Annotated in this window: 18 protein-coding genes; 14 read left to right on the top strand and 4 right to left on the bottom strand. The window is 64.0% G+C overall.

The window, feature by feature from the left end; genetic code table 11:
* Window positions 1-83 precede the first annotated feature (83 nt).
* The 7 genes from LY622_RS06665 (at window position 84) to LY622_RS06635 (ending at window position 9,850) form a co-directional block, all read left to right on the top strand.
* Window positions 84-1,064 carry a TRAP transporter substrate-binding protein gene (locus tag LY622_RS06665; protein ID WP_234290168.1) on the top strand — a complete coding sequence of 327 codons (981 nt, stop codon included), beginning with the start codon at window positions 84-86 and terminating at the stop codon, window positions 1,062-1,064.
* 89 nt (window positions 1,065-1,153) lie between these two features.
* Complete coding sequence (locus LY622_RS06660; RefSeq protein WP_234280226.1) at window positions 1,154-1,741, top strand: TRAP transporter small permease; 588 nt, start codon at window positions 1,154-1,156, stop codon at window positions 1,739-1,741.
* Window positions 1,738-3,021 carry a TRAP transporter large permease gene (locus LY622_RS06655; RefSeq protein ID WP_234280227.1) on the top strand — a complete coding sequence of 428 codons (1,284 nt, stop codon included), beginning with the start codon at window positions 1,738-1,740 and terminating at the stop codon, window positions 3,019-3,021. Before LY622_RS06660 ends, LY622_RS06655 begins: the two co-directional genes overlap by 4 nt.
* Window positions 3,022-3,210: 189 nt before the next feature.
* Window positions 3,211-4,416, top strand: coding sequence for a pyridoxal-phosphate-dependent aminotransferase family protein (locus tag LY622_RS06650; RefSeq protein ID WP_234290167.1), 1,206 nt, complete (start codon window positions 3,211-3,213; stop codon window positions 4,414-4,416).
* Between the two features lie 30 nt (window positions 4,417-4,446).
* The gene (locus tag LY622_RS06645; RefSeq protein WP_234290166.1) at window positions 4,447-7,443 is read left to right on the top strand and encodes an FAD-binding and (Fe-S)-binding domain-containing protein; all 2,997 of its coding nucleotides are present in this window, start codon (window positions 4,447-4,449) and stop codon (window positions 7,441-7,443) included.
* Window positions 7,444-7,547: 104 nt separating this feature from the next.
* Window positions 7,548-8,585 (top strand): low-specificity L-threonine aldolase, encoded by a 1,038-nt coding sequence (ltaE, locus tag LY622_RS06640; RefSeq protein ID WP_234290165.1) that lies wholly within the window; start codon window positions 7,548-7,550, stop codon window positions 8,583-8,585.
* Entirely contained in the window at window positions 8,582-9,850 is a 1,269-nt protein-coding gene (locus LY622_RS06635) for an amidase (protein WP_234290164.1), read from the top strand. Before ltaE ends, LY622_RS06635 begins: the two co-directional genes overlap by 4 nt.
* A gap of 101 nt (window positions 9,851-9,951) precedes the next feature.
* Here LY622_RS06635 and LY622_RS06630 read toward each other — a convergent pair whose 3' ends face one another.
* Window positions 9,952-11,652, bottom strand: a complete 1,701-nt coding sequence (locus LY622_RS06630; protein ID WP_234290163.1) for an L-lactate permease — start codon at window positions 11,650-11,652, stop codon at window positions 9,952-9,954.
* 371 nt (window positions 11,653-12,023) lie between these two features.
* Between LY622_RS06630 and LY622_RS06625 the strand changes: the two genes are divergently transcribed.
* Both LY622_RS06625 and LY622_RS06620 read left to right on the top strand, forming a co-directional pair.
* Complete coding sequence (locus LY622_RS06625; RefSeq protein ID WP_234290162.1) at window positions 12,024-12,731, top strand: glutathione S-transferase N-terminal domain-containing protein; 708 nt, start codon at window positions 12,024-12,026, stop codon at window positions 12,729-12,731.
* Window positions 12,732-12,832: 101 nt separating this feature from the next.
* Window positions 12,833-13,261, top strand: coding sequence for a phasin family protein (locus tag LY622_RS06620; RefSeq protein WP_234290161.1), 429 nt, complete (start codon window positions 12,833-12,835; stop codon window positions 13,259-13,261).
* A 184-nt stretch (window positions 13,262-13,445) separates the two neighbouring features.
* On the opposite strand, the gene LY622_RS06615 is transcribed toward LY622_RS06620, so the two are convergent.
* The 3 genes from LY622_RS06615 to uraD form a co-directional block, all read right to left on the bottom strand.
* A complete protein-coding gene (locus LY622_RS06615; protein WP_234290160.1) occupies window positions 13,446-14,066 on the bottom strand; it encodes a phosphoribosyltransferase in 621 nt (206 codons plus the stop codon).
* A gap of 110 nt (window positions 14,067-14,176) precedes the next feature.
* Entirely contained in the window at window positions 14,177-15,568 is a 1,392-nt protein-coding gene (locus LY622_RS06610) for a uracil-xanthine permease family protein (protein ID WP_234290159.1), read from the bottom strand.
* A gap of 383 nt (window positions 15,569-15,951) precedes the next feature.
* Window positions 15,952-16,479 carry a 2-oxo-4-hydroxy-4-carboxy-5-ureidoimidazoline decarboxylase gene (gene uraD / locus LY622_RS06605; protein WP_234290158.1) on the bottom strand — a complete coding sequence of 176 codons (528 nt, stop codon included), beginning with the start codon at window positions 16,477-16,479 and terminating at the stop codon, window positions 15,952-15,954.
* Window positions 16,480-16,651: 172 nt separating this feature from the next.
* Between uraD and uraH the strand changes: the two genes are divergently transcribed.
* The 5 genes from uraH (at window position 16,652) to LY622_RS06580 (ending at window position 22,183) form a co-directional block, all read left to right on the top strand.
* On the top strand, window positions 16,652-17,005 hold the full coding sequence (gene uraH, locus LY622_RS06600; protein ID WP_234290157.1) for a hydroxyisourate hydrolase: 354 nt from the start codon (window positions 16,652-16,654) through the stop codon (window positions 17,003-17,005).
* 126 nt (window positions 17,006-17,131) lie between these two features.
* Complete coding sequence (locus tag LY622_RS06595) at window positions 17,132-18,340, top strand: urate hydroxylase PuuD (RefSeq protein ID WP_234290156.1); 1,209 nt, start codon at window positions 17,132-17,134, stop codon at window positions 18,338-18,340.
* 135 nt (window positions 18,341-18,475) lie between these two features.
* Window positions 18,476-19,225 carry a GntR family transcriptional regulator gene (locus LY622_RS06590; RefSeq protein WP_234290155.1) on the top strand — a complete coding sequence of 250 codons (750 nt, stop codon included), beginning with the start codon at window positions 18,476-18,478 and terminating at the stop codon, window positions 19,223-19,225.
* A gap of 315 nt (window positions 19,226-19,540) precedes the next feature.
* Window positions 19,541-21,169: an ABC transporter substrate-binding protein gene (locus tag LY622_RS06585; RefSeq protein ID WP_234290154.1), complete on the top strand. Its 1,629-nt coding sequence runs from the start codon at window positions 19,541-19,543 to the stop codon at window positions 21,167-21,169.
* A 60-nt stretch (window positions 21,170-21,229) separates the two neighbouring features.
* Window positions 21,230-22,183: an ABC transporter permease gene (locus tag LY622_RS06580; protein WP_234290153.1), complete on the top strand. Its 954-nt coding sequence runs from the start codon at window positions 21,230-21,232 to the stop codon at window positions 22,181-22,183.
* Window positions 22,184-22,193: the final 10 nt, after the last annotated feature.

Here is a 22,193-nt window from a genome sequence, read left to right as displayed (position 1 = left end):
AGAATAAAGAATTCAATTTTCATCTGCGTCTATCCAAGCCAGCCCACCAAAGCGTCAATACTAGAACAATGAGGTAACACGCCATGCTATTCCAACGTGTCGCTGTCACCACGCTCGCCATCGCGGTGGCGTCGGTATCGCTGCAGGCCCAGGCCCGCGAGATCACCTTCGGCCATGTGGGAGGCCCCGACTCCCTGTTCTCCGACTCCGCCAACCACTTCGCCGAGCTTGTCAATGAGCGCCTGCCTGAGCCCTACGAGGTGGTGGTCTTCGGCTCCAGCCAGCTGGGTACCGATTCGGAGCTGCTGCAGCGCATGCGGCTGGGTACCGTCGACCTGGCGCTGCCCTCCACCATCATGTCCTCGGTGGCGGACGAGTTCGGCCTCTTCGAACTGCCCTACCTGATCCAGGACCGCGAGCACATGAAGCGGGTCGAGGAGGAGATCGTCTGGCCGACCCTGGCGCCGCTAGCCGAACAGAACGGCTATCGCATCCTGGCCGTGTGGGAGAACGGCTTCCGCCATATCACCAACAATCGGCGTGCGATCAACACGCCCGAAGACCTGCGTGGCATCAAGCTGCGGGTACCCCAGGGCGTCTGGCGCGTGCGCATGTTCGAGGAGTGGGGTGCCGAGCCCTCGCCGATGTCGCTCTCCGAGGTGTTCATGGCCCTGCAGACCGGCGTCATGGACGGCCAGGAGAACCCCCTGGCGCAGATCGTCGGCCAGCGCTTCCAGGAGGTGCAGGACTACCTCTCCCTTACCGGCCACGTCTACACGCCGGCCTATCTCACCGCCGGTCGCCGCTTCAACAACCTGCCCGATGAGATCCAGGAGATCATCATCGAGGCGGCCAAGGAGACCCAGACATTCGTCTACGAGCATGCCGCCCAGCTCGACGAGGACCTGATCGACGTGATTCGCCAGGCGAATACCGAGGTCAACGAGGTCGATACCTCGGTCTTCATCGAGGCATCCGGGTCCATCTACGAGGCCTTCGCCAACGAGGTACCCGGCTCGCAGGAGCTGATCGACAGGGTGCTGGAGCTCGGTAACGACTCCTGACCCGCCTTGCGTCACCCGCAAGGCTCCCGCCCCCGCGCCGTCAGGCGGCGTGGGGGCTCCTGTCCACTTTCCTGAACGAGTCGAGAGCCATGGGTACCGTGAATACTGTTTCCCGCATCCTGGAGCGCCTTCTCGAGATCATCACGGTGGTGCTGATGGTTTCGCTGACGCTGGTGGTGCTCTATGCGGTGGTGACCCGCTACGCCTGGCGCACCCCCTCCTGGTATGACGAGGTGGCCGCCATCATGCTGGTCTGGCTGACCTACTACGCCGGGGCGCTGGCGGCGCTCAAGCGTGGCCATATCGGCGTCGATGGCGTATTGGCCGCCATGCCGGTGCATATCCGCATGCCGATTGCCTATCTCACCGAGTCGCTGTTCATCGGTTTCTTCCTGGTGCTCGGCTGGGCCGGCCTGGTGGTGCTCGATGTCATGCAGGGCATGGCGCTGATCACCCTGCGCTGGGTGCCGCTCACCTTTACCCAGTCGGTCATTCCCATCGGGGCGGCGCTGTTCATCATCGCCCAATTGCTCAGCATGCCGGCTCACCTGGCCAGGGTGCGCTCGGGCCTCACCCAGGAAGAGGAGGAGATCCGCCACGCCATCGCCGAGGCCGAACGTGACAATGCGCGGGCCGGATTCACCGCGGATGCACTGACCAAGAGGGATCAGCCATGACACTCCCCTTCATGATAATTGGCCTGCTGGGGCTGATCCTGATGGGCCTGCCCATCGCGGTGGCCCTGGCGATCGTGGCGACGGTGGCCATTGTCGCCTACCAGGGCCTGGAGATGCTGCCCAACATCGGGCTGACGATGTTCGAGGGAGCGAGCAGCTTCCCGCTGCTGGCCATCCCGATGTTCGTGCTGGCCGGGGCCATCATGAACACCGGCGGCATCTCCAAGCGCCTGATCGCCTTTGCCTCGGCGCTGTTCGGCTTCATCCGGGGTGGGCTGGCGATGATCAACATCGGCGTTTCGCTGTTCTTCGCCGAGATCTCCGGCTCCGCGGTGGCCGACGTGGCCGCCACCGGCTCGGTGCTGATCCCGGCGATGAAGAAGCGCGGCTACCCGGCGCCCTTCGCTGCGGCGGTCACCTCCTCCTCGGCGTCCCTGGCGATCATCATTCCACCCTCCATCCCGATGATCCTGTATGGCGTCATGTCCGGCGCCTCCATCGTCCAGCTGTTCGTGGCCGGCATCGTGCCCGGGCTGCTGGGGGCCGGTGGCCTGATGGCGCTGAGCTACTACTACGCCCGCAAGTACGACTGGCCGGTGGAAGAGGTGTTCCAGTTCAAGCGCGTCAAGCAGACCGCCAAGGAAGCCAGCTGGGCCCTGACACTGCCGCTCATCATCCTCGGCTCCATCTTCGGCGGCTTCGTGACCGCTACTGAAGGGGCAGGGCTCGCCGTCGCGGCGGCGATCTTCATCAGCGCCGTGATCTACCGTGAGCTGGACATGCGCACCCTCTACAAGGCGATCATCGACGGCGGCCAGCAGACCGCCGTGGTGATGCTGCTGGTGGCGGCCTCGGCGTTGATCGGCGTATTCCTGACCGAGATGCGCATGCCCCAGCAGTTGGCCCAGGCGGTGCTCGGCCTGACGGATAACAAGTACGCCATCCTGATGATGCTGAACGTCTTCTTCCTGCTGATCGGGCTTTTCCTGCACTCGGCGGCGGCGATCATCCTGGTAGTGCCCATCGTCATGCCGCTGGTGGGTGCCGCCGGCATCGATCCGGTCCACTTCGGCCTGGTGGTCTGTCTCAACCTGGCCATCGGACAGCAGACCCCGCCGGTGGCGAGCGTGCTGATCACGGCCTGCTCGATCGCCAGGACGGATGTCTGGTCGGTGACCCGCTCGAACCTCGGCTTCATCACCGTGCTGCTCTTCATCCTGCTGCTGGTGACCTACATCCCCGCCATTCCGATGGCACTGGTGGAGTTCTTCTACCGCTAGAGATGAGCCCAGCCTCTGCCGGCAGGCTGGAGGCCTTGTGCCACTGTCCGCCTGCCGGCGAGGAGCTACCGGGCATGTCCGATTCGTCGCTCATGGCCTGCGGGCAGGAGAGCGGCAAGCAGCGGTTTGTCAGGCGGCTGACGGAATTCTTTATCAAAAATACAAGAGTCTTGCTTTGGAGACGTTGCCATGTTGAATCTGGACTACCACCCTTCGGGTCGCCACTTTCTGCAGATCCCCGGGCCCTCGCCGGTGCCGGATCGCATCCTGCGGGCCATGAGCCTGCCGACCATCGATCATCGTGGCCCCGAGTTCGGTGCCCTGGGGCGTGAGCTGCTCGACAAGATCAAGCAGGTCTTCAAGACCGGGAACCCCGTCGTCATCTACCCGGCTTCGGGAACCGGCGCCTGGGAGGCGGCGCTGGTCAATGTCCTGTCACCGGGCGACCGCGTGCTGATGTTCGAGACCGGCCACTTCGCCACCCTGTGGCAGAAGATGGCGCTGCGCCTGGGCCTGGAACCCGAGTTCCTCGGCTTGCCGGGAGCGGAAGGCTGGCGGCAGGGGGTGCAGGCGGACATGATCGAGGCGCGCCTGAGGGAAGACGGCGGCCATGAGATCAAGGCGGTCTGCGTGGTGCACAACGAGACCTCCACCGGGGTGACCAGCGACATCACGGCGGTGCGTCGTGCCATCGATGCCGTGGGCCACCCGGCACTGCTGCTGGTCGACACCATCTCGGGGCTGGCCAGCGCCGACTATCGCCACGATGAGTGGGGCGTGGACGTGACGATCTCCGGCTCCCAGAAGGGGCTCATGCTGCCGCCGGGCATCAGCTTCAATGCCGTATCCGACAAGGCCATCGCTGCCAGTCGCGAGGCGCAGCTGCCCAAGAGCTTCTGGGCCTGGGACGAGATCATCGAGGCCAACCAGAACGGCTACTGGCCCTATACGCCGAGTACCAACCTGCTCTATGGCCTCAACGAGTCGCTGGACATGCTGCTCGAGGAGGGGCTCGACCATGTGCTTGCGCGCCACCAGCGCTGGGCGGCCGGGGTGCGTGCGGCGGTGGCGGCATGGGGCCTGGAGATCCAGTGCCAGGACGCGGCGCTCTACTCCCCGGTACTGACCGGCGTGATGATGCCGGATGGTGTCGATGCCGATGCCGTGCGCAAGATCATCTACGAGCGCTTCGACCTGTCGCTCGGCATGGGCCTGGGCAAGGTCAAGGGCAGGATGTTCCGCATCGGCCATCTGGGCGACTGCAACGACCTGACACTGATCGCCACCCTGGGCGGCTGTGAAGCCGGCATGAAACTCAGCGGCGTGCCGCTCAAGGATAGTGGCGTGGTGGCGGCGTTGGACTACTTTGCCCGGCATCCGCTCGACGCCAGGTGAGCCCATCCTGACATGGCTGAGGAAGGCAGAATGACGTCTATGACGGGAAAGACCCCTTCCCCGGATGCGCGGATCAAGCCAGTGACTGAGCTGGCGGCTCGCCTTTCCCGGGAGATGGAAGGCGAGGTACTGTTCGACCATGCATCGCGTGGCCGCTACTCGACAGACGCCTCGATCTATCAGGTGATGCCGCTGGGGGTGGTGATACCACGCCACCAGGAGGACCTGGCCCTGGCACTGGCCATCGCCCGGGACGCCGGCGCCCCGGTGCTGCCCCGGGGTGCGGGCACCAGCCAGTGCGGCCAGACGGTGGGTGAGGCGCTGGTGATCGACACCACCCGCTGGCTCGACCAGGTGGTCGAGTTCGACGCCGAGGCACGCACGGTGGTGGTGGAGCCCGGGATCGTGCTCGATCATCTCAATGCCTGGCTCAAGCCCCATGGGCTCTGGTTTCCGGTGGATGTCTCCACCAGCGCCCAGTGCACCGTGGGTGGCATGACCGGCAACAACTCCTGCGGCTCGCGCTCGATCCGCTACGGCAATATGGTCCACAACGTGCTCGGCGTGGATGCCCTGCTGGCCGACGGAGGCGAGGCGAGCTTCGGTTTCGTCGAGGAGCTGGCCGAGGGTAGCCGGGCGCGCCTGATTGCCGACAAGGTACGGGCCATCGCCGAGCGGGTCGGCCCCGAGATACGCGATCACTTTCCCAAGGTGCTGCGCCGCGTCGGCGGCTACAACCTGGACCTGTTCGATTGCCAGAACCCCAAGCCTTACGACCCGGCTGGCCGGGTCAATCTGGCCCACCTGCTGGTCGGTTCGGAGGGTACCCTGGCGGTCAGTCGCCGCATCACGCTGCGGCTCTCGCCGCTGCCCGAGCACAAGGTGCTCGGGGTGGTGAACTTCCCCACCTTCTACCAGGCCATGGATTTCACCCAGCATATCGTCAAGCTCGACCCCACCGCGGTGGAACTGGTCGACCGCACCATGATCGATCTGTCGCTGGAGAATCCGGCATTTCGTCCGGTGATCGAAAAGGCCCTGATCGGCAAGCCCGAGGCCGTGCTGCTGGTGGAGTTCGCCGGCGAGGATCGCGGGACACAGCTGGCGTCGCTGCGCGCGCTCAACCAGCTGATGGGCGACCTGGGGCTGGGCGGCAGCGTGGTCGACATGCCGGAGCCCGCCGAGCAGAAGGCGCTGTGGAACGTGCGCAAGGCGGGGCTCAACATCATGATGAGCATGAAGGGCGACGGCAAGCCGGTCTCCTTCATCGAGGACTGCGCGGTGCCCCTGGAGCACCTGGCCGAGTATACCGACAAGCTCACCGAGGTCTTTCACCGCCATGGGACGGAGGGCACCTGGTACGCCCATGCCAGCGTCGGCACCCTGCACGTGCGCCCGATCCTCGACATGCGTCGCGACGGCGCCGGCAAGATGCGCGAGATCGCCGAGCAGGCGTCGGCACTGGTGCGCGAGTACAAGGGCGCCTACTCCGGTGAACACGGCGACGGCCTCTGCCGCGGCGAGTGGGTGGCCTGGCAGTTCGGGCCCACGATCAACGACGCCTTCCGCGAGGTCAAGCGGCTCTTCGATCCGGACAATCGCTTCAACCCGGGCAAGATCGTCGACACCCCGAAGATGGACGACGACCGCTACTTTCGATTCCCCCGGGATTACCGGGCGATTCCGGTGACGCCGGTGTTCGACTGGTCGGCGTGGAACGTCAGGCGCGACCCGCTGACCGGTGAGCAGAGTAAACCAGGCAGCGCCGGCGACCCCACCCATGGCCTGGCCATGGCGGTGGAGATGTGCAACAACAACGGCCACTGCCGCAAGTTCGATGCCGGCACCATGTGCCCGAGCTACCGCATCACCCGTGACGAGAAACACCTGACCCGGGGGCGTGCCAATACCCTGCGGCTGGTGCTTTCCGGTCAACTGGGCGAGGAGGGCCTGGCCAGCGATGACGTCAAGGAGGCACTGGATCTCTGTGTCTCCTGCAAGGGCTGCCGGCGGGACTGCCCCACCGGGGTCGACATGGCCAAGTTCAAGATCGAGGCGCGTAGCGCCCGGGTGCGGGTCAAGGGGCTGTCGCTGCGCGACCGCATGGTCGGCGAGATGCCGCGCTACGCGCCCTGGGCGAGCCGGTTCTCCGCCCTGGTCAACGGAATCGAGCGGATCCCCTTCATCGCCCGTGGGGTCAAGCGCGGGCTTGGGCTGGCACCGGAGCGCGCGCTGCCGGCCTTTGCTGGAAACTTCCTGGCTGAAGCGCACACCGCGCAGGAGACGGCGACCCGCGAGGTGCTCCTGTTCGTCGATACCTTCAACAACTATATGGAGGGAGACAACGCCAGGGCCGCCAAGCGCGTGCTGGAATCCGCCGGCTACGAGGTACACCTCAACGTGAAGCAGGGCGAGCGACCGCTGTGCTGCGGGCGCACCTACCTCTCGTCCGGCCAGTTCGACAAGGCGAAAGCCGAGGCGCAGCGGACGCTGGAGGCGCTGATGCCCTATGTGAACAGTGGCATGGCCATTGTCGGCCTCGAGCCGTCATGCCTGCTCAGCATGCGTGACGAGTTCCTGCAGTATGGGTTCGGCGAGGAGGCGAGGGCACTGGCAGAGGCGGCCTGTCTGTTCGAGGAGTTCCTGGTCAAGGCGCGTGAGGCCGGGGAACTGCCGCTGGAACTCAAGCCGCTGGCATACCGGCGCGTCATGCTTCACGGCCACTGTCATCAGAAGGCCTTCGATGCCGTGCGCCCCATCGAGCAGGTGCTGTCATGGATTCCCGAACTCGAGGTCGAGACCATCGAGTCCTCCTGCTGCGGCATGGCCGGCAGTTTCGGTTACGAGGTCGAACACTATGACGCCTCGATGGAAATGGCCGAGCTGTCGCTGCTGCCGGCGATCCGGGAGGCCGGTGACGAGGCCGTCGTGGTGGCCGATGGCACCAGCTGTCGCCACCAGATCAAGGATGGCGCGGGGCGTGAGGCGATCCACGTGGCTCGGCTGCTGGAGCAGGCACTGGCCTGAGGCGAACCCGCCAGGCATCATGATCAAGGCAAGGCACCATGGCCAGGCACCATGGAAAGGGGCGACAGGGGTCGCCCCTTTCGTCGTGACGAGGACGGACGACAATGATCGATCTACGCAGTGACACCGTGACCCGACCCACTTCGGCCATGCGCGAAGCGATTGCCCGGGCACCGGTGGGAGACGATGTATGGGGCGATGACCCCAGCGTTGCCGCCTTCGAGGCGGTGGTGGCCGAGAGAGCCGGCATGGCGGCCGCACTGTTCTTCCCCTCGGGGACCCAGAGCAACCTGGCGGCCCTCATGGTGCACTGCCAGCGGGGCGACGAATATATCGCCGGCCAGTTCTCGCATATCTATCGCGACGAGGGCGGCGGTGCGGCGGTGCTGGGCAGCATCCAGCCCCAGCCCATCGAGCATGACCCGGACGGTAGCCTGCCGCTGGAGAGGGTGCAGGCGGCCATCAAGGGAGCCGACATTCATCATGCCAGCACCCGGCTGTTGGCGCTGGAGAACACCTTCCGGGGCAAGGTGCTGCCGGAAGCCTATACCCGTCGTGCCACGGCGCTGGCCCATGAGCATGGGCTGGCCACCCACCTGGACGGCGCACGACTGTTCAACGCCGTGGTGGCCTCCGGGCGCTCACTCGCCGAGCTGTGCCAGGGCTTCGACTCGGTATCGCTCTGCTTTTCAAAAGGGCTTGGCGCGCCGGTGGGCTCGCTGCTGCTGGGCGACGAGGCATTCATTGCCCGGGCGAGGCGCTGGCGCAAGACGTTGGGCGGCGGCATGCGCCAGGCGGGGCTCTTGGCGGCGGGCTGTCACCATGCGCTGGAGCACCATGTCGAACGCCTGGCCGAGGACCACGACAATGCCCGGCGCCTGGCCGAGGGCCTGGCCGAGGGCCTGGTAGACGTGCCGGGCGTAGAGGTGCGTGCCTGCGATACCAACATGGTCTTCGCCGCCTTTCCCGAGGCTCACTGCCGGGGGGTGCAGGCCCATCTCGAGGCGCACGGCATCCTGGTGGCGGTGGCGCCGGTTACCCGGCTGGTGACCCACCTCGATGTGACTGCCGACGATATCGAGCGGACGGTCGCGGCGGTGAACGATTACTACCACACCACGGCACTCCGGGGGGCCCAGTGACCGCCGTCGAAGCCCTGCAGCGGATGGCGGACAAGTCGCTGTCAGGCAGTGAGTACCTGGCGTCATGCTTCGACAGGATTCACCAGCGGGAGGGTGAGGTCCAGGCGTGGGAATGCCTGGCCGCCCCACAGCGAGTCTCCCACGGTAAAGGGCTGCTGCAGAACATCCCCGTCGGTATCAAGGACATCTACGACACCCGTGACTTCCCCACGCGTTGGGGTACCGACTACATCCGCTGCGACCGCTCGGTTTCGGATGCCTCGCCAGTGGCGCTGCTGAAGAATGCGGGTGCCTTTGTGATGGGCAAGACCGTCAGTACGGAGTTCGCCTATTTCTCACCGGGAAAGACGCGCAACCCCTATGATCTCGACAGGACCCCGGGCGGGTCTTCCAGTGGCTCCGCCGCGGCGGTGGCCGATGGCATGGTGCCGATTGCCCTTGGTACCCAGACAGCTGGCAGCATCACCCGGCCGGCCAGTTACTGCAATGTGATCGGTTTCAAGCCTACCTATGGCCTCATTTCACGAGCCGGCATCAGGCCTTTCAGTGAAACCTTGGATACCGTTGGCTACTTTGCGCGATCCGTCGACGACATCGCTCTGGTGCACGCCGCTCTGACCTGCACTCAGTTTGCCCCACTGGCCCGGCTCGACCTTGCGGGCCTGAAGATCGGCGTGATACGCGTGCCGTCCGATGGCGACCTGGACCGGGATGTCGAGGGTGCACTCGACAGGACCTGTCAGCGACTGAGCGCCGAAGGCGTCGCGATCACCTCGTCGCTTGGTCATGCCAGGGAACTGGATCGGCTCGTCGAGTTGCAGAGCCTGGTAATGGCGTTTGAGTCATCACACTGTCTCGCCGACGTTTATTTCCAGCATGCCGACGACATGAGCGACAAGCTTCGCGAGATTCTCGAGCGCGGCTTTGCCATCACCCTCGATGAGTATTGTGGCGCACGAGAGGAAGCGGAGAGGCTACAGCGCTGTGTCGTGGCGCTTTTCAAGGAGGTAGACCTGCTGCTTTCACCATCCGCGGTGAACGTGGCTCCGTTGGCATCGGGCATTTCGACGGGAGACCCCCTTTACTCACGCGCCTGGACACTGCTGGGGCTACCAACCATCTCGTTACCCATCGAGAGTGGGCATCATGGGATGCCTGTGGGTATGCAGTTGATTGCCCCCCGCTATCGCGATTCAGTACTCCTGGGGTATAGCCACGAGTTGCTGTCACGGCTAGGACGCTACGCTCGCGCTCTGGATGAATAGCACCGGACTTGCCCGGCGATCTGCTCCCGATTCCGATTCATCAACGAACCAGCCCCCATGGCCGAGGCCATGGGGGCTGTCTGCTGCGCTTCCGGAAAGGGTCAGCCGGCACGCATCAGCGGGTCGGTGACGCCGATCACATAGAACGCGATCATGGCAATGATCCCGGTGAAGATCAGGTAGTAGAGCGTCGGCAGGATCGTCTTGCGGATGGTTTCCCCTTCGCGCCCGAGCAGCCCCACGGTGGCAGACGCCGCGACCACGTTATGGATGGCAATCATGTTGCCCGCGGCGGCGCCCACGGCCTGTAGCGCCACCATCATGGCGGTGGAAACGCCCAGTTGCTGTGCCACGTTGAACTGGAACTCGGCCAGCATCAGGTTGGACACGGTATTGGAGCCGGCGATGAAGGCGCCCAGGCCGCCCACGGCCGGGGCGAAGAACGGATAGATATTGCCCACCCCGTCGGCCACGAATTGCGCCATGGCAACCGGCATCGAGACCAGGTCCGCCGCGTTGACACCGGAGTTGATCAGGATCCGCACCATGGGGATGGTGAAGATCAGCACGAAGCCGGCACCGAGAATGGTCTTCGAGGACTCGCCGAAGGCCGCCTTGAGCTCGCCCAGGCGCATCTTGTGGAGCAGGGCGGTGAGCAGCACCACCATCAGCAGGATGCCACCGGGCAGGTAGAGCGGCTGGATGGCGCCGGAGACCCCGGCCTCACCGAGGATATTGCTCCAGCCGAAGCTCAGAGACTGAAGCGCTTCGCGGAACGGGTCGATGGTGCGGGAGGCGACCAGGATCACGGCCAGCAGCACGTAGGGGAGCCAGCCCATGAAGGTGGTGATCGGGGTCTTGCCCACGATGTCTTCGGTCTTGATCACCAGCTTGCCGATCCAGGCGTCCGGCCAGCTCTTGGCATCCGGGAAATCCCAGGTGTCCTTGGGGATCAAAAAACCCTTGCGCGCCGCAGGCACGACGATGGCCAGGCCCACGCCGGCGCCGATCATGGACGGGAACTCCGGGCCGAGCAGTACGCCCGCCAACATGTAGGGCACCACGAAGGCCACGCCGGCGAAGAGCGCGAAGGGGGCGATGGAGAGGCCTTCCTTCCAGGATTTATTCGCGCCGAAGAACTTGACCATGATCACCACCATGATCAGCGGCATCAGGACGCCGACGATGCCGTGGATCACGGCCACCTCGGCGGCGATCAAGCGGAAGTATTCCAGCCAGGTATAGCCGCCGGCTTCCAGTGCCTCGGTGATGCCATCGCGGTTGATGCCCCCGGTGACCCCCACCACGATCGGTGTGCCCACGGCGCCGAAGGAGACCGGGGTGGACTGGATCATCATGCCCACCACCACGGCGGCCAGGGCCGGGAAGCCGAGTGCCACCATCAGTGGGGCGGCCACGGCGGCCGGGGTGCCGAAGCCGGAGGCGCCCTCGATGAAGCAGCCGAACAGCCAGGCGACGATGATCGCCTGGACGCGACGGTCGGGACTGATGCCCGAGAACCCCTTGCGGATCGCGGTGATGCCGCCGGAGTGCTTCAGGGTGTTGAGCAGCAGGATGGCACCGAAGATGATCCACAGGATCGACACGGTGAGGATCAGGCCCTGGAGGGTCGAGGCCAGTACTCGGTTGAAGCTCATGTCCCAGGCGAGCAGGGCAATGAGGGCGGTGACCACATAGACCGCCGGCATGGCGGTCTTCGCCGGCATGCGCAGGCCGATCAGCAGCACGCCGGCCAGGATCAGCGGCGTAAAGGCGAGTAGGGCAAGTGTCGTGTCCGTCATGAGCTGACGTTACCTCGCTGTCTCGTGTTCAGGAGTCGGGTGACGGCTCAGTGCTGGGCCTTGAACCATCGCGATGGGAGTGGACGATACGGGCAGATGGCCCGCATTTCCAATCATGGTTAATTGGTATTACCAATATTTTTCTAATTAAACTGCACCCTGTTTTTTCTATTAAATAAAGATAAACAATAATTTATCTGTAGTTTTTGGATCGATGTCGGCATTGATCGTCATCGGGGATTTAGACTAATGGATATCAAGAGAGCCACTGCGAGGTGACAGGCGATGGATTGGTATCGTCGGGGAAAGGCTGGCACTATCGCTATATGACCCCTACGTTATATGACCCCCGGCAAAAGCGAGGAGACGGCATGGCTATGGTTCTCTACGAACTCTGCGGTATCGATGAGGAATTGCGTTTCTCCCCCTACTGCTGGCGGGTTCGCTACGCCCTGGCACACAAGGGACTGACGGTGGAAACCCGCCCCTGGTATTTCACCGACAAGGAGGCGCTGGCCTTCTCCGGCTCCGACAAGGTGCCGGTGCTGGTCGACGGTGATCGGACCATTGCCGACAGCTACGAGATCCTGCGCTATCTGGATCACAGCTATCCCGGCGCACCGCTGCTGGCTGACGGGGTGGCAGAGGCCCGTGCCCGGTTCTTCAAGCACTATGCCGAGCGGGCCCTGGCGCCGGCGATGATGCGGACCATCATCATGGACCTGCTCAATGCCATCCATCCCAAGGATCGTGACTATTTTCGCGAGACGCGGGAGAAGCGCTTCGGGCGTGCTCTCGAAGAATTTCACTCCCCCGCAAAGGGGCTCGCGCAGTTGGATGCCGCCCTCGAGCCACTGCGTGGCCAACTGAAGGAATCGGACTTCATCGATGGAGCAGCCCCTGCCGCTGCCGACTACCTCGTCTTCGGCAGCTTCATGTGGGCACGCGTGGTCTCCAGTGCCGACCTGGTTTCCAACGCCGATCCGGTATACGGATGGCTCGAACGCATGCTCGACCTGCACGGCGGCCTTGGCCGCAGCGCCATGCGCGTGACCGATGTCGAGGGTGCCTACCGCTGAATATGTTGCAGTGCACAAAAATGCTTGCTATGCTGCATCGCAACAAGGCGGTTTCGGATGGGAACCAGCCTTGGCTACCCGAACCGTACTGGAGGTGTTTCATGAGCAAGACTACCGAGCAAGCAACCGAGCAAGCCACTCAGCAGTTCGAGAGCCTGTTTGTCGCGCCGGCGCGTGCCTATGGCTCGCTGACGCTGGAGTACTACGAAAAGCTGATGGCTGCCCAACTGGATGCCTTCCGCACCTACTCTGACCTGAGCCTGGCCCAGGCCCGCGCCTGGATCGACGTCAAGGACGCCGAAGGCCTCAAGCAGGTCGTGGCCGATCAGCAGAAGGCCGTTCAGGATCTGGGCGAGCGCCTGCAGGGCGACACCCAGAAGGTGGTCACCCTGAGTCAGGAGTTCCTGCAAAAGGGACAGAAGCTGGCGGAAGAGAACGTCAAGAGTGGCCAGAAGCTGGCGGAAGAAAACGTCAAGAATGGCCAGAAGCTGGCAGAAGATGCCGTCAAGAAGGTCCAGGCCAGCAAGTAAGGCCTCCGGGCAAGAGCGCCAGACAAGCTCAGCAGCAACGAGCCGGATCAGGCCTTCAAGCCTGGGTAGAGACCGCCATCCTTCGGGATGGCGGTCTTTTGCGTATGATGGCGGTCTCTTGCGTAGTGCGTAGTGCGTAGTGCGTAGTGCGTAGTGCGTGGAGAGGGACGCCTGACGGCCCGTTTCAGCCGGACGAGGGGTTCAGCAGCTCGACGACTTCCTCTTCCTCCACCTGGCCGAAATCGGCATAGAACTGGCCGACTGCCATGAAGCCCCGGGGTATCTCCAGGCAGGCCACTTCATCCGCCACGGCTTCCAGGCGTGCCACGGCGCTGGGAGCGCCGACCCCCATGGCGGCGATAAGCCGTTCGGGACGGCCACGCAGCGTCTTCAGGGCGGCCTCCATGGTGGCGCCGGTGGCGCTGCCATCGTCCACCACCACCACCACTCGGCCCTCGGGCGGTATCGGTGGGCGAACCGGGCTGTAGCGCTCCCGGCGCTCCTTCAACAGCTGGCGCTGGCGATCGACTTCGCGCTCCACGGCTTCGGGAGGAAAATGCGAAGCGGCATCATCGAGCTTCATGCTGCCATCTTCGCTCACCGCACCGATGGCGAATTCGGGACTGCCCGGCGCGCGTATCTTGCGCACCAGCACCACGTCCAACTCACCTTCCAGCGCATCGGCCAGATGACGTCCCATGGGCACGCCACCACGGGGAATAGCCAGGATCAGCGGGTTGTGCCCCTTCAGGTGCTCCAGTCGCTGAGCAAGCTGCCTGGCGGCATCGAGACGGTCGCGGAACATGGGAAATCTCCGGAAAGCGGTCTTACCCACAGTGTAGCGAGCAATTCATCCAGCTTGAAAAAACGCCGCCGGAGGCCATCCGGCGGCGTTCTGTAAAGCGAGGGGTCTCCTCAAAGGTTGGATTTGGCTTCTTCGCTCTTGGCAGCGACCGCCACTTCGGTCTCGATGGGCTCGCGCTTCGGTTTTCCGGGCAGGATCGCGTCGAGCAGCAGCGCAGTCAGTGCGGCGGGCACCAGGCCGGACTTGAGCAGCAGGCCGAGCTGACCGGGCATGGTTTCGGCAATCTGCTCTACTGCCGGCAGGCCGATGCCCAGGCTCAGGGCGACGGCGATGATCAGCATGGCGCGCTGGTTGAGCTCGCACTCCTGGATGATCTTCAGGCCCGCCGAGGCGATCATGCCGAACATGACTACCCCGGCGCCGCCCAGCACCGCGTGGGGCATGGCGGCAACCAGGCCACCCAGCTTCGGGAACAGGCCCATGCAGATCAGCAGGATGCCGCCTATGGTCACCACGTGTCGGCTGACCACGCCGGTCAGGGTGATAAGACCCACATTCTGGGCGTAGGCGGTGTTGGGCAGGGTGTTGAAGATGGCCGCGAAGGAGGTGGCCACGCCATCGGCCATCACGCCGCCGGAGAGCTCGCGGTCCTTGGCCTGACGGCCGGCGCCACCGATGGTGATGGCCGAGATGTTGCCGATGGTCTCGAGGCCGACGACAAACATGATCAGGGTCATGCCGATAATCGCGGTCAGGTGGAATTCCAGTCCGTACTGGAGGGGCTTGGGGAAGGCGAACCAGGCGGCGTTGCTGACGCTGGAGAAGTCCACCATGCCCAGGGCGATGGAGACCAGGTAACCACTGACCAGCCCCACCAGAATGGAGGAGGCCTTGAGGAAACCGCGGCCGAACTGATGAACGACGATGGTCACCACCAGCACGAACAGCGCCAGGCCCAGGTTGGTGGGGGAGGCGAAGTCATCGGCCCCCACACCGCCAGCGGCGTAGTTGAGGCCCACCGGCATCAGGGTAATGCCGATCAGGAGTACCACGATGCCGGTGACCACCGGGGAGAACCAGTGGCGTATCTTCTTGAGGAAGGCGCCCAGGCCCACCTGCAATAGGCCGGCGATCAAGGAGGCGCCCAGCACCGAAGCCAGGCCGAAAGTACCGGCCAGGGGCAGGGCCACCGGCAGGAAGCCGAAGCTGGTGCCCTGAACAATGGGCAGGCGCGCGCCGATGGGACCCATGCCGATGGTCTGGATCAGGGTGGCGATCCCGGCCACGAAGAGCGCCACCTGGATCAGGAAGATCTGCTCACCGGTGGTGGCGCCGATAACGCCGGCAATGATGATGGGCGGGGTCACGTTTCCCGCGAACATCGCCATGATGTGCTGGATGCCCAGCGGGATTGCCTTGCCCAGCGGCGGCATGGCGTCGGGGTTCTGGTTGATGGTACGAGAGGGTTTCTTCTGCAAGGAAGCGTGCTCGGCATCGGTCATGTCAGGCTCTCAGACTTGTTATTGTATCCATAGGCGCTTCTTTCTGGCGCCAGGGCGTGAATTAAATGTACACAATCGATGTGATTTTGAAAGACACTCCAGGTGTATTTTTCAGCGTCCCCTGGAATTTTTCTTTATAAACAATTCGATACGGCCCATATCCTGACCGTTTGGTCATATTTTGGGCGCCCTGTTCCTGCCGTCAAACTCTTCTTCATCGCCGCTGAGCGAGAGGCGACGAGTCGACGGGAAGCATGAGTCGGGCCAGCGCGTGAAAGGAGGGCGGGAGGGGATAGGGGGCGGCCAGGAAGAGGGGGCGGCAGGCATCTCAAGCACAGCCGGCAAAGGGGCTCAGCGCCGGCAACGTGCCGGCGCTTCGGCGATCACCCGTCGGTACGAGCCTCCAGGCGGAAGCGGGCGATGCGGTTGATCTGCTCGATGGCGGTGCGGCGTTCCTGTTCCGGTGTGTTTTCCAGGCGAGCCACGAAGGCGTCGAGAATGGCGTGGCGATCGCTACCCTTGACGGCCATCACGAAGGGAAAATCGAAGCGGGCCTTGTAGGCGTCATTCAGTCGCTGGAAGCGCGCCATCTCTTCCGGTGTGCACTGGTCAAGCCCTGCACCCGCCTGTTCACGGGTGGAGTCATCGGTCAGTTCACCGGCGATGGCGGCCTTGCCGGCAAGGTCGGGGTGGGCGCGGATCACCTCCAGCTGCCTTTCCACCGGCGCTTCTCTCAGCGTTCGTCCCATGGCCTCGGCTAGCCCGGCCGGGGTGTCCTGTTCGCCGTCGAGGCCCTGTTGCCAGGTCAGGTCGGCGACCCAGGGGGAGTGCTCATAGATGTCGCCGTACTGCGAGACGAATGCCTGGCGGTCGAGGGAGCTGGGGCGCGGTTCGAGGGTCTTGTCACTCATCGTGGGTCTCCTCAGTAGTGGTCGGGGAACAGGTTTTATTAAACCTCATGGGAAAGTGTATACAAAAAAATTTTGAAATGTACTATAAAAAGAGCTAAAACTGTCTTCATGCTTCCAGTTACCATGATGCACCGACAACGGTAGCATCGCCAGCCAAGCATGGGAGAAACCGATGGGACGACTGACAACGCACGTTCTGGATACAGCGAAGGGCCAGCCCGGCGAGGGGATCGAGATAGCGGTCTACCGGCTGGAAGGTGAGCAGCGCACACGTCTCAAGAGTGTCGTGACCAATGATGATGGTCGCTGCGATGCGCCCATCCTGGAAGGAGACGACTTCCTGGCCGGCGAGTACGAGCTGGTCTTTCATGCCGGTGCCTATCTGCGACGCCAGGGGGTGGCAGCTGACGAGCCCCGCTTCCTGGACGTGATACCGCTGCGTTTTGGCGTGGCCGATGCGTCACAGCACTACCATGTGCCACTGCTGCTGTCGCCGTATGGCTATTCCACCTACCGCGGCAGCTGATCACGGCGGCTCTTTGCCCCGGCCGCCCGCACAGGCGGTCGTGTGGTGGTCGGCTGATCACCGGTGGCACGATGTTCGCCAGCACCGGGTCGCTCAACAACAATCAAGCAATGTGAGAATCCCCTCATGCAAGCCTACCTACTCGACTTCGCAAATTTCATGCTGCGCTGGCTGCACGTCATCGCCGCCATCGCCTGGATCGGCGAGTCGATCTACTTCGTAATGCTGGATAACGGCCTTAAGAAGCCCAAGGCCGCAGAAGATCGTGAGAAGGGCGTCTTCGGTGAGATGTGGGCGGTGCACGGCGGCGGCTTCTATCACAACCAGAAGTACGCCACGGCCCCGGCCAAGCTTCCCGACGAGCTGCACTGGTCGTTCTGGAAGTCCTACACCACCTGGCTGTCGGGTTTTGCACTATTCGTCACCCTCTATATGTTCAATCCGGGCTTCTACCTGGTGAACCCCAATGCCAACTGGGAGTGGGCGGCCAATATGAGTGGCTGGCAGGCCAACGTGCTGGCACTGGTGTTCCTGGTCGGCGGCTGGGTCGTCTACAACGAGCTGTGCAAGCGCATCAGCCCCGATATGACCCGCGACGGGGTGCTCAGCATCGCGGTGGCGGTGATGATGGTGGTCGTGGCCTACCTGAGCGTGCAGATGTTCTCCGGTCGGGCGGCCTTCCTGCTGACCGGTGCGGTGATGGCAACCGCCATGTCGGCCAACGTGTTCTTCTGGATCATTCCCGGCCAGCGCCGCATGGTCAACGCCATGAAGGCGGGCGAGACGCCCAATCCGCTGGACGGCAAGCGTGGCAAGCAGCGTTCGGTGCACAACACCTATTTCACGCTGCCGGTGGTATTGCTGATGATCAGCAACCACTACTCCTTCGCCTACAACCATGAGCACGCCTGGATCTTGATGTCGCTGTTCATCTTTGCCGGCGCACTGATCCGCCAGTTCTTCGTGCTGATGCACGCGGGCAAGATACAGCCGGCGTATCCCGTGGCGGGCGTGGCACTGATCCTGGCGGCGTTCTGGATGGGGATGCCTGCCGGGCAGACCGCGGCGACGGACAGGGATACGGCAGCCGATGGTCCCGAGCTCGAGGAGGTTCATGCCCTGATCGATCAGCACTGTGTCGCCTGCCACTCCCGTGAGCCGACTCAGCCTGGCTTTGCCGCACCGCCGGCCGGTATCGCCTATGACAGCGAGGACCAGATCCTGCGTCAGAAGAGCCAGATCCAGCAGGTGGTGGCCAGCAAGTATATGCCGCTGGGCAACATGACCGGCATGACCGACGAGGAGCGCGAGATAATCGCCGCCTGGTCGGAATGACCCGGGGGCATGCCGCCCCTGTGATCGATACACAGCCCGCCACAAGGCGGGCTGTGTACGTTTCAGTCAGGTTCATTGTCGAGCCACGATGCGTATACAATGGTTGCCATAGCAGGGCCCATAAGGAGGGATACCATGAATCAGCGGCAAAGCCTTGCCGATGGCGAGGCGGCGGGCAAGGCGCCCCCCCGACGCCTGGGAAAGAACGGCGATGGTGCCGAGCGGCACGAGACGATCTATCGCTCGATCAGCGATGCCATCATCGAGCATCGCCTCAAGCCCGGCGCCCGGCTGCGCGAGGATGCGCTGGCCGAGGTGTTCGGCATCAGCCGTACCGGTATCCGCAAGATTCTTCAGCGTCTGGCCATGGAACAGCTGGTCACGCTGACGCCGCGCCGCGGGGCCAGCGTCACCCGTCCCACGGCCGAAGAGGCCAAGGATGTCTTCGATGCCCGGCAGATGGTGGAGTGCGGCCTGATGCCGGATGTTGCCCGACGCATTACGCCAGAGGATGTCCGTGAGCTGCGTGACATGGCGAATCGTGAACGCGAGGCGCTGAAGGCCGGCGAACAGAGCCGTGCCATCAAGCTCTCCGCCGCCTTCCACGAGCGCCTGGCCCGGCTCTCCGGCAATGCGACGCTGGCGACGTTCGTCGGTCAACTCTGTTCACGCTCCTCGTTGATCCTTGCCGTCTACGGCAACCCCGGCCACCTGGGCTGCGAGTCTCACGATCACGACGACCTGATCGGCTATCTGGAGGCACACAACGGTGAACGTGCCGCCGCCTTCATGAGCCGCCACCTCAAGGCCATCGAGGCCTCCCTCTCCATCGTCGAGGAGGAGGAGGAGGTGCCCGATCTGCAGCGCATCTTTACCAGCGGCTGACCGTTTGGCATCGCGCGCTCTGTGACGGTGCCTTCACCGGCCTGCATGCCACTTTTTGGTGCATCAGGCCCGGCGTACCGCCCTGTCTCTTTGCCGGGCGTGACGGCTTCTGGTCTCCAGCGGCATTGAGTCGCGGAAAGCCAAGCCATTGTCGTATACGATATTTGCTTGTTTTGTATTTTAGGAGACGAAAATTTCGTCTGCTCAATGACGGTGGTCAATCCAATTCTGGCCTCACTTTTGCATTAACTCTCCCGGCAGTACAGGCGATGCCGCGTTGCCTGTCTGGTAAACCCACGAGGGGAGAGTGCAAAAATGGTATACAACAAGAGTGCGCAAACCTGGCGCTGGGCGGCCCCCGCCGCCCTGAGCATCGGCCTCGCCGCCCTGGCATCGCCGACGACCGTCCAGGCCGAGCAGACACTACGGATCGCGATGACGGCGTCGGACATTCCGCTGACCACCGGCCAGCCGGACAGCGGCTTCGAGGGTTATCGCTTCGTCGGCTACACCATCTACGATGCGTTGATCAACTGGGACATGTCGTCCGCCGACGAGGTCAGTGGCCTGACGCCGGGCCTGGCGGAGTCGTGGGAGGTCGACGAGGATGACCAGCAGGTGTGGTATTTCCACCTGCGCGAGGGGGTCACCTTTCACGACGGCAGCGACTGGAATGCCGATGCCGCGATCTGGAATCTCGACAAGGTCTACGACGAGGACTCGCCGCAGTTCGATGCCCGCCAGGCCGGCAACGTGCGTGGCCGCATCCCCTCCATGGACGGCTACGAGAAGGTCGACGACTACACCATCAGCTTTACCACCAGCGAGCCGGATGCCTGGTTCCCCTATCAGCTGACCTTCCTGCTGTTCTCCAGCCCGGCCCAGTGGGAAGCGCTGGACGGCGACTGGGATGAATTTGCCCGTCAGCCATCCGGTACCGGACCGTTCAAACTGACGCGCCTGGTGCCCCGTGAGCGTGCCGTGCTCGAACCCTTTGCCGATTACTGGGATGCCGATCGCGTGCCGCAGGTCGACCGCGTGGAGCTGCTGCCCATGCCGGAGTCGAGTAGCCGCACCTCGGCGCTGCTGTCGGACCAGGTCGACTGGATCGAATCGCCGGCGGCGGACGCCATCGCGCGCATGGAATCCCAGGGCATGACCATCACCAGCAACCCCTATCCGCACACCTGGCCCTACCAGTTCTCCATGCTCGAGGGCAGCCCGTGGCGCGATATCAACGTGCGCAAGGCGGCCAACCTGGCGGTGGATCGTGAAGGCCTCGGAGCGCTGCTGGGGGGCATGATGGTCCCGGCGGTGGGTACCGTGACCCCGGGTCATCCCTGGTTCGGCGAGCCCGAGTTCGAGATCGGCCACGACCCCGACGAGGCACGCCGCCTGCTCGCGGAGAGCGGCTACAGCTCGGATAACCCGGTCGAGATCAAGGTGCTGATCTCCACCTCCGGCTCCGGCCAGATGCAGCCGCTGGCGATGAACGAGTATATCCAGCAGAACCTCGCCGAAGTCGGCATCCAGTTGGAGTTCGAAGTGCTGGACTGGGAGTCGCTGTTCCCCAACTGGCGGCGCGGCGCCGATCACCAGACCAGCCTCGAGGCGCATGCCACCAACATCACCTTCGGCTGGCTCGACCCCTTCGCGGCCTTCTATCGCTTCATGCACTCCAGCATGGCGCCGCCCAACGGCTTCAACTGGGGCTACATGGATGACCCCGAGTATGACCGTCTGCTCGACGAGGCCAAGGTGACCTTCGACCAGGAGGCCCAGGACGCGCTGTTGGCCGAGTTTCACGCGCGCATGGTCGACGACGCGGCCTGGCTGTGGGTGGCCCACGACGTGGGGCCGCGGGCCATGAACCCGCGTGTCCAGGGCTTCGTGCAGTCCAAGAACTGGTTCCAGGACCTGACCCCGGTCTACATCGAAGAGTGAGCCGCGCAGCGGCATGGCGGCAGAAGGTTGCCGCCGTGCCGCTGCCCGCCTGGAGATCGCATGCCTATCTATTTCCTCAAGCGCGTGCTCTACGTCATTCCCATTACGCTGGCAGTGAGCTTCTTCTGCTTCTCGCTGGTTCACCTCTCCCCGGGCGATCCAATGGACGCGGTGGTGTCGGCGGATGCGCCGTCCGAGGTGGTGGCAATGGTGCAGCGCGCCTATGGCTTCGACCGCCCGCTGCCGGAGCAGTACGGCCGCTGGGTGCTGCGCGCGGTGCAGGGCGACCTGGGGCTGTCGGCGGCCAACGGCCGGGCGGTCACCGCGGAAGTGTTCAGCGCATTGAAGAACACCCTGCTGCTGGCGGTGGCCGCCTCGCTGATCGGCTTCACCCTGGGCTGCGTGTTCGGCACCCTGGCCGGCTACTTCCAGGGCTCGCTGCTGGATCGCCTGGTCACCGGAATCGCGGTGGGCGGCGTCAGCGTGCCGCATTACTGGTTGGGCATGCTGCTGGTGATCGTGTTCTCGGTGGAGCTCAACTGGCTGCCCTCCTCGGGGGCCGGGCCCGGCAGCTCCAGCGACTGGGCCTTCGAGTGGGCCTATCTGCGCCACCTGATCCTGCCTGCCGTGACCCTGTCGGTGATCCCCATGGGCGTGGTCACGCGCACGGTGCGTGCCATGGTCGCCGATATCCTGGCCCATGAGTTCGTCGAGGCGCTGCGCGCCAAGGGCCTGGCCGAGCGTCAGGTGTTTCGCCATGTGGTCAAGAACGTGGCACCCACGGCCCTGGCGGTGATGGGGCTGCAGCTGGGCTATCTGCTGGGTGGGTCGATCCTGGTCGAGACGGTGTTCTCGTGGCCGGGTACCGGCCTGCTGCTCAATAACGCCATCTTCCAGCGTGACCTGCCGATCCTGCAGGGCACCATCCTGGTGCTGGCGCTGTTCTTCGTGATGCTCAACCTCATCGTCGATCTGGCCCAGGCGCGCCTGGACCCCCGGATCCAGCGCGGCTGAACGGCCGAGG

Origin of the sequence: Halomonas alkalisoli, assembly GCF_021412585.1 — a bacterium.
In the GTDB taxonomy this organism is placed as follows: domain Bacteria; phylum Pseudomonadota; class Gammaproteobacteria; order Pseudomonadales; family Halomonadaceae; genus Halomonas; species Halomonas alkalisoli.
Note: the sequence above shows the minus strand (reverse complement) of the source record. Positions and strands in the feature narration are given on the sequence as shown.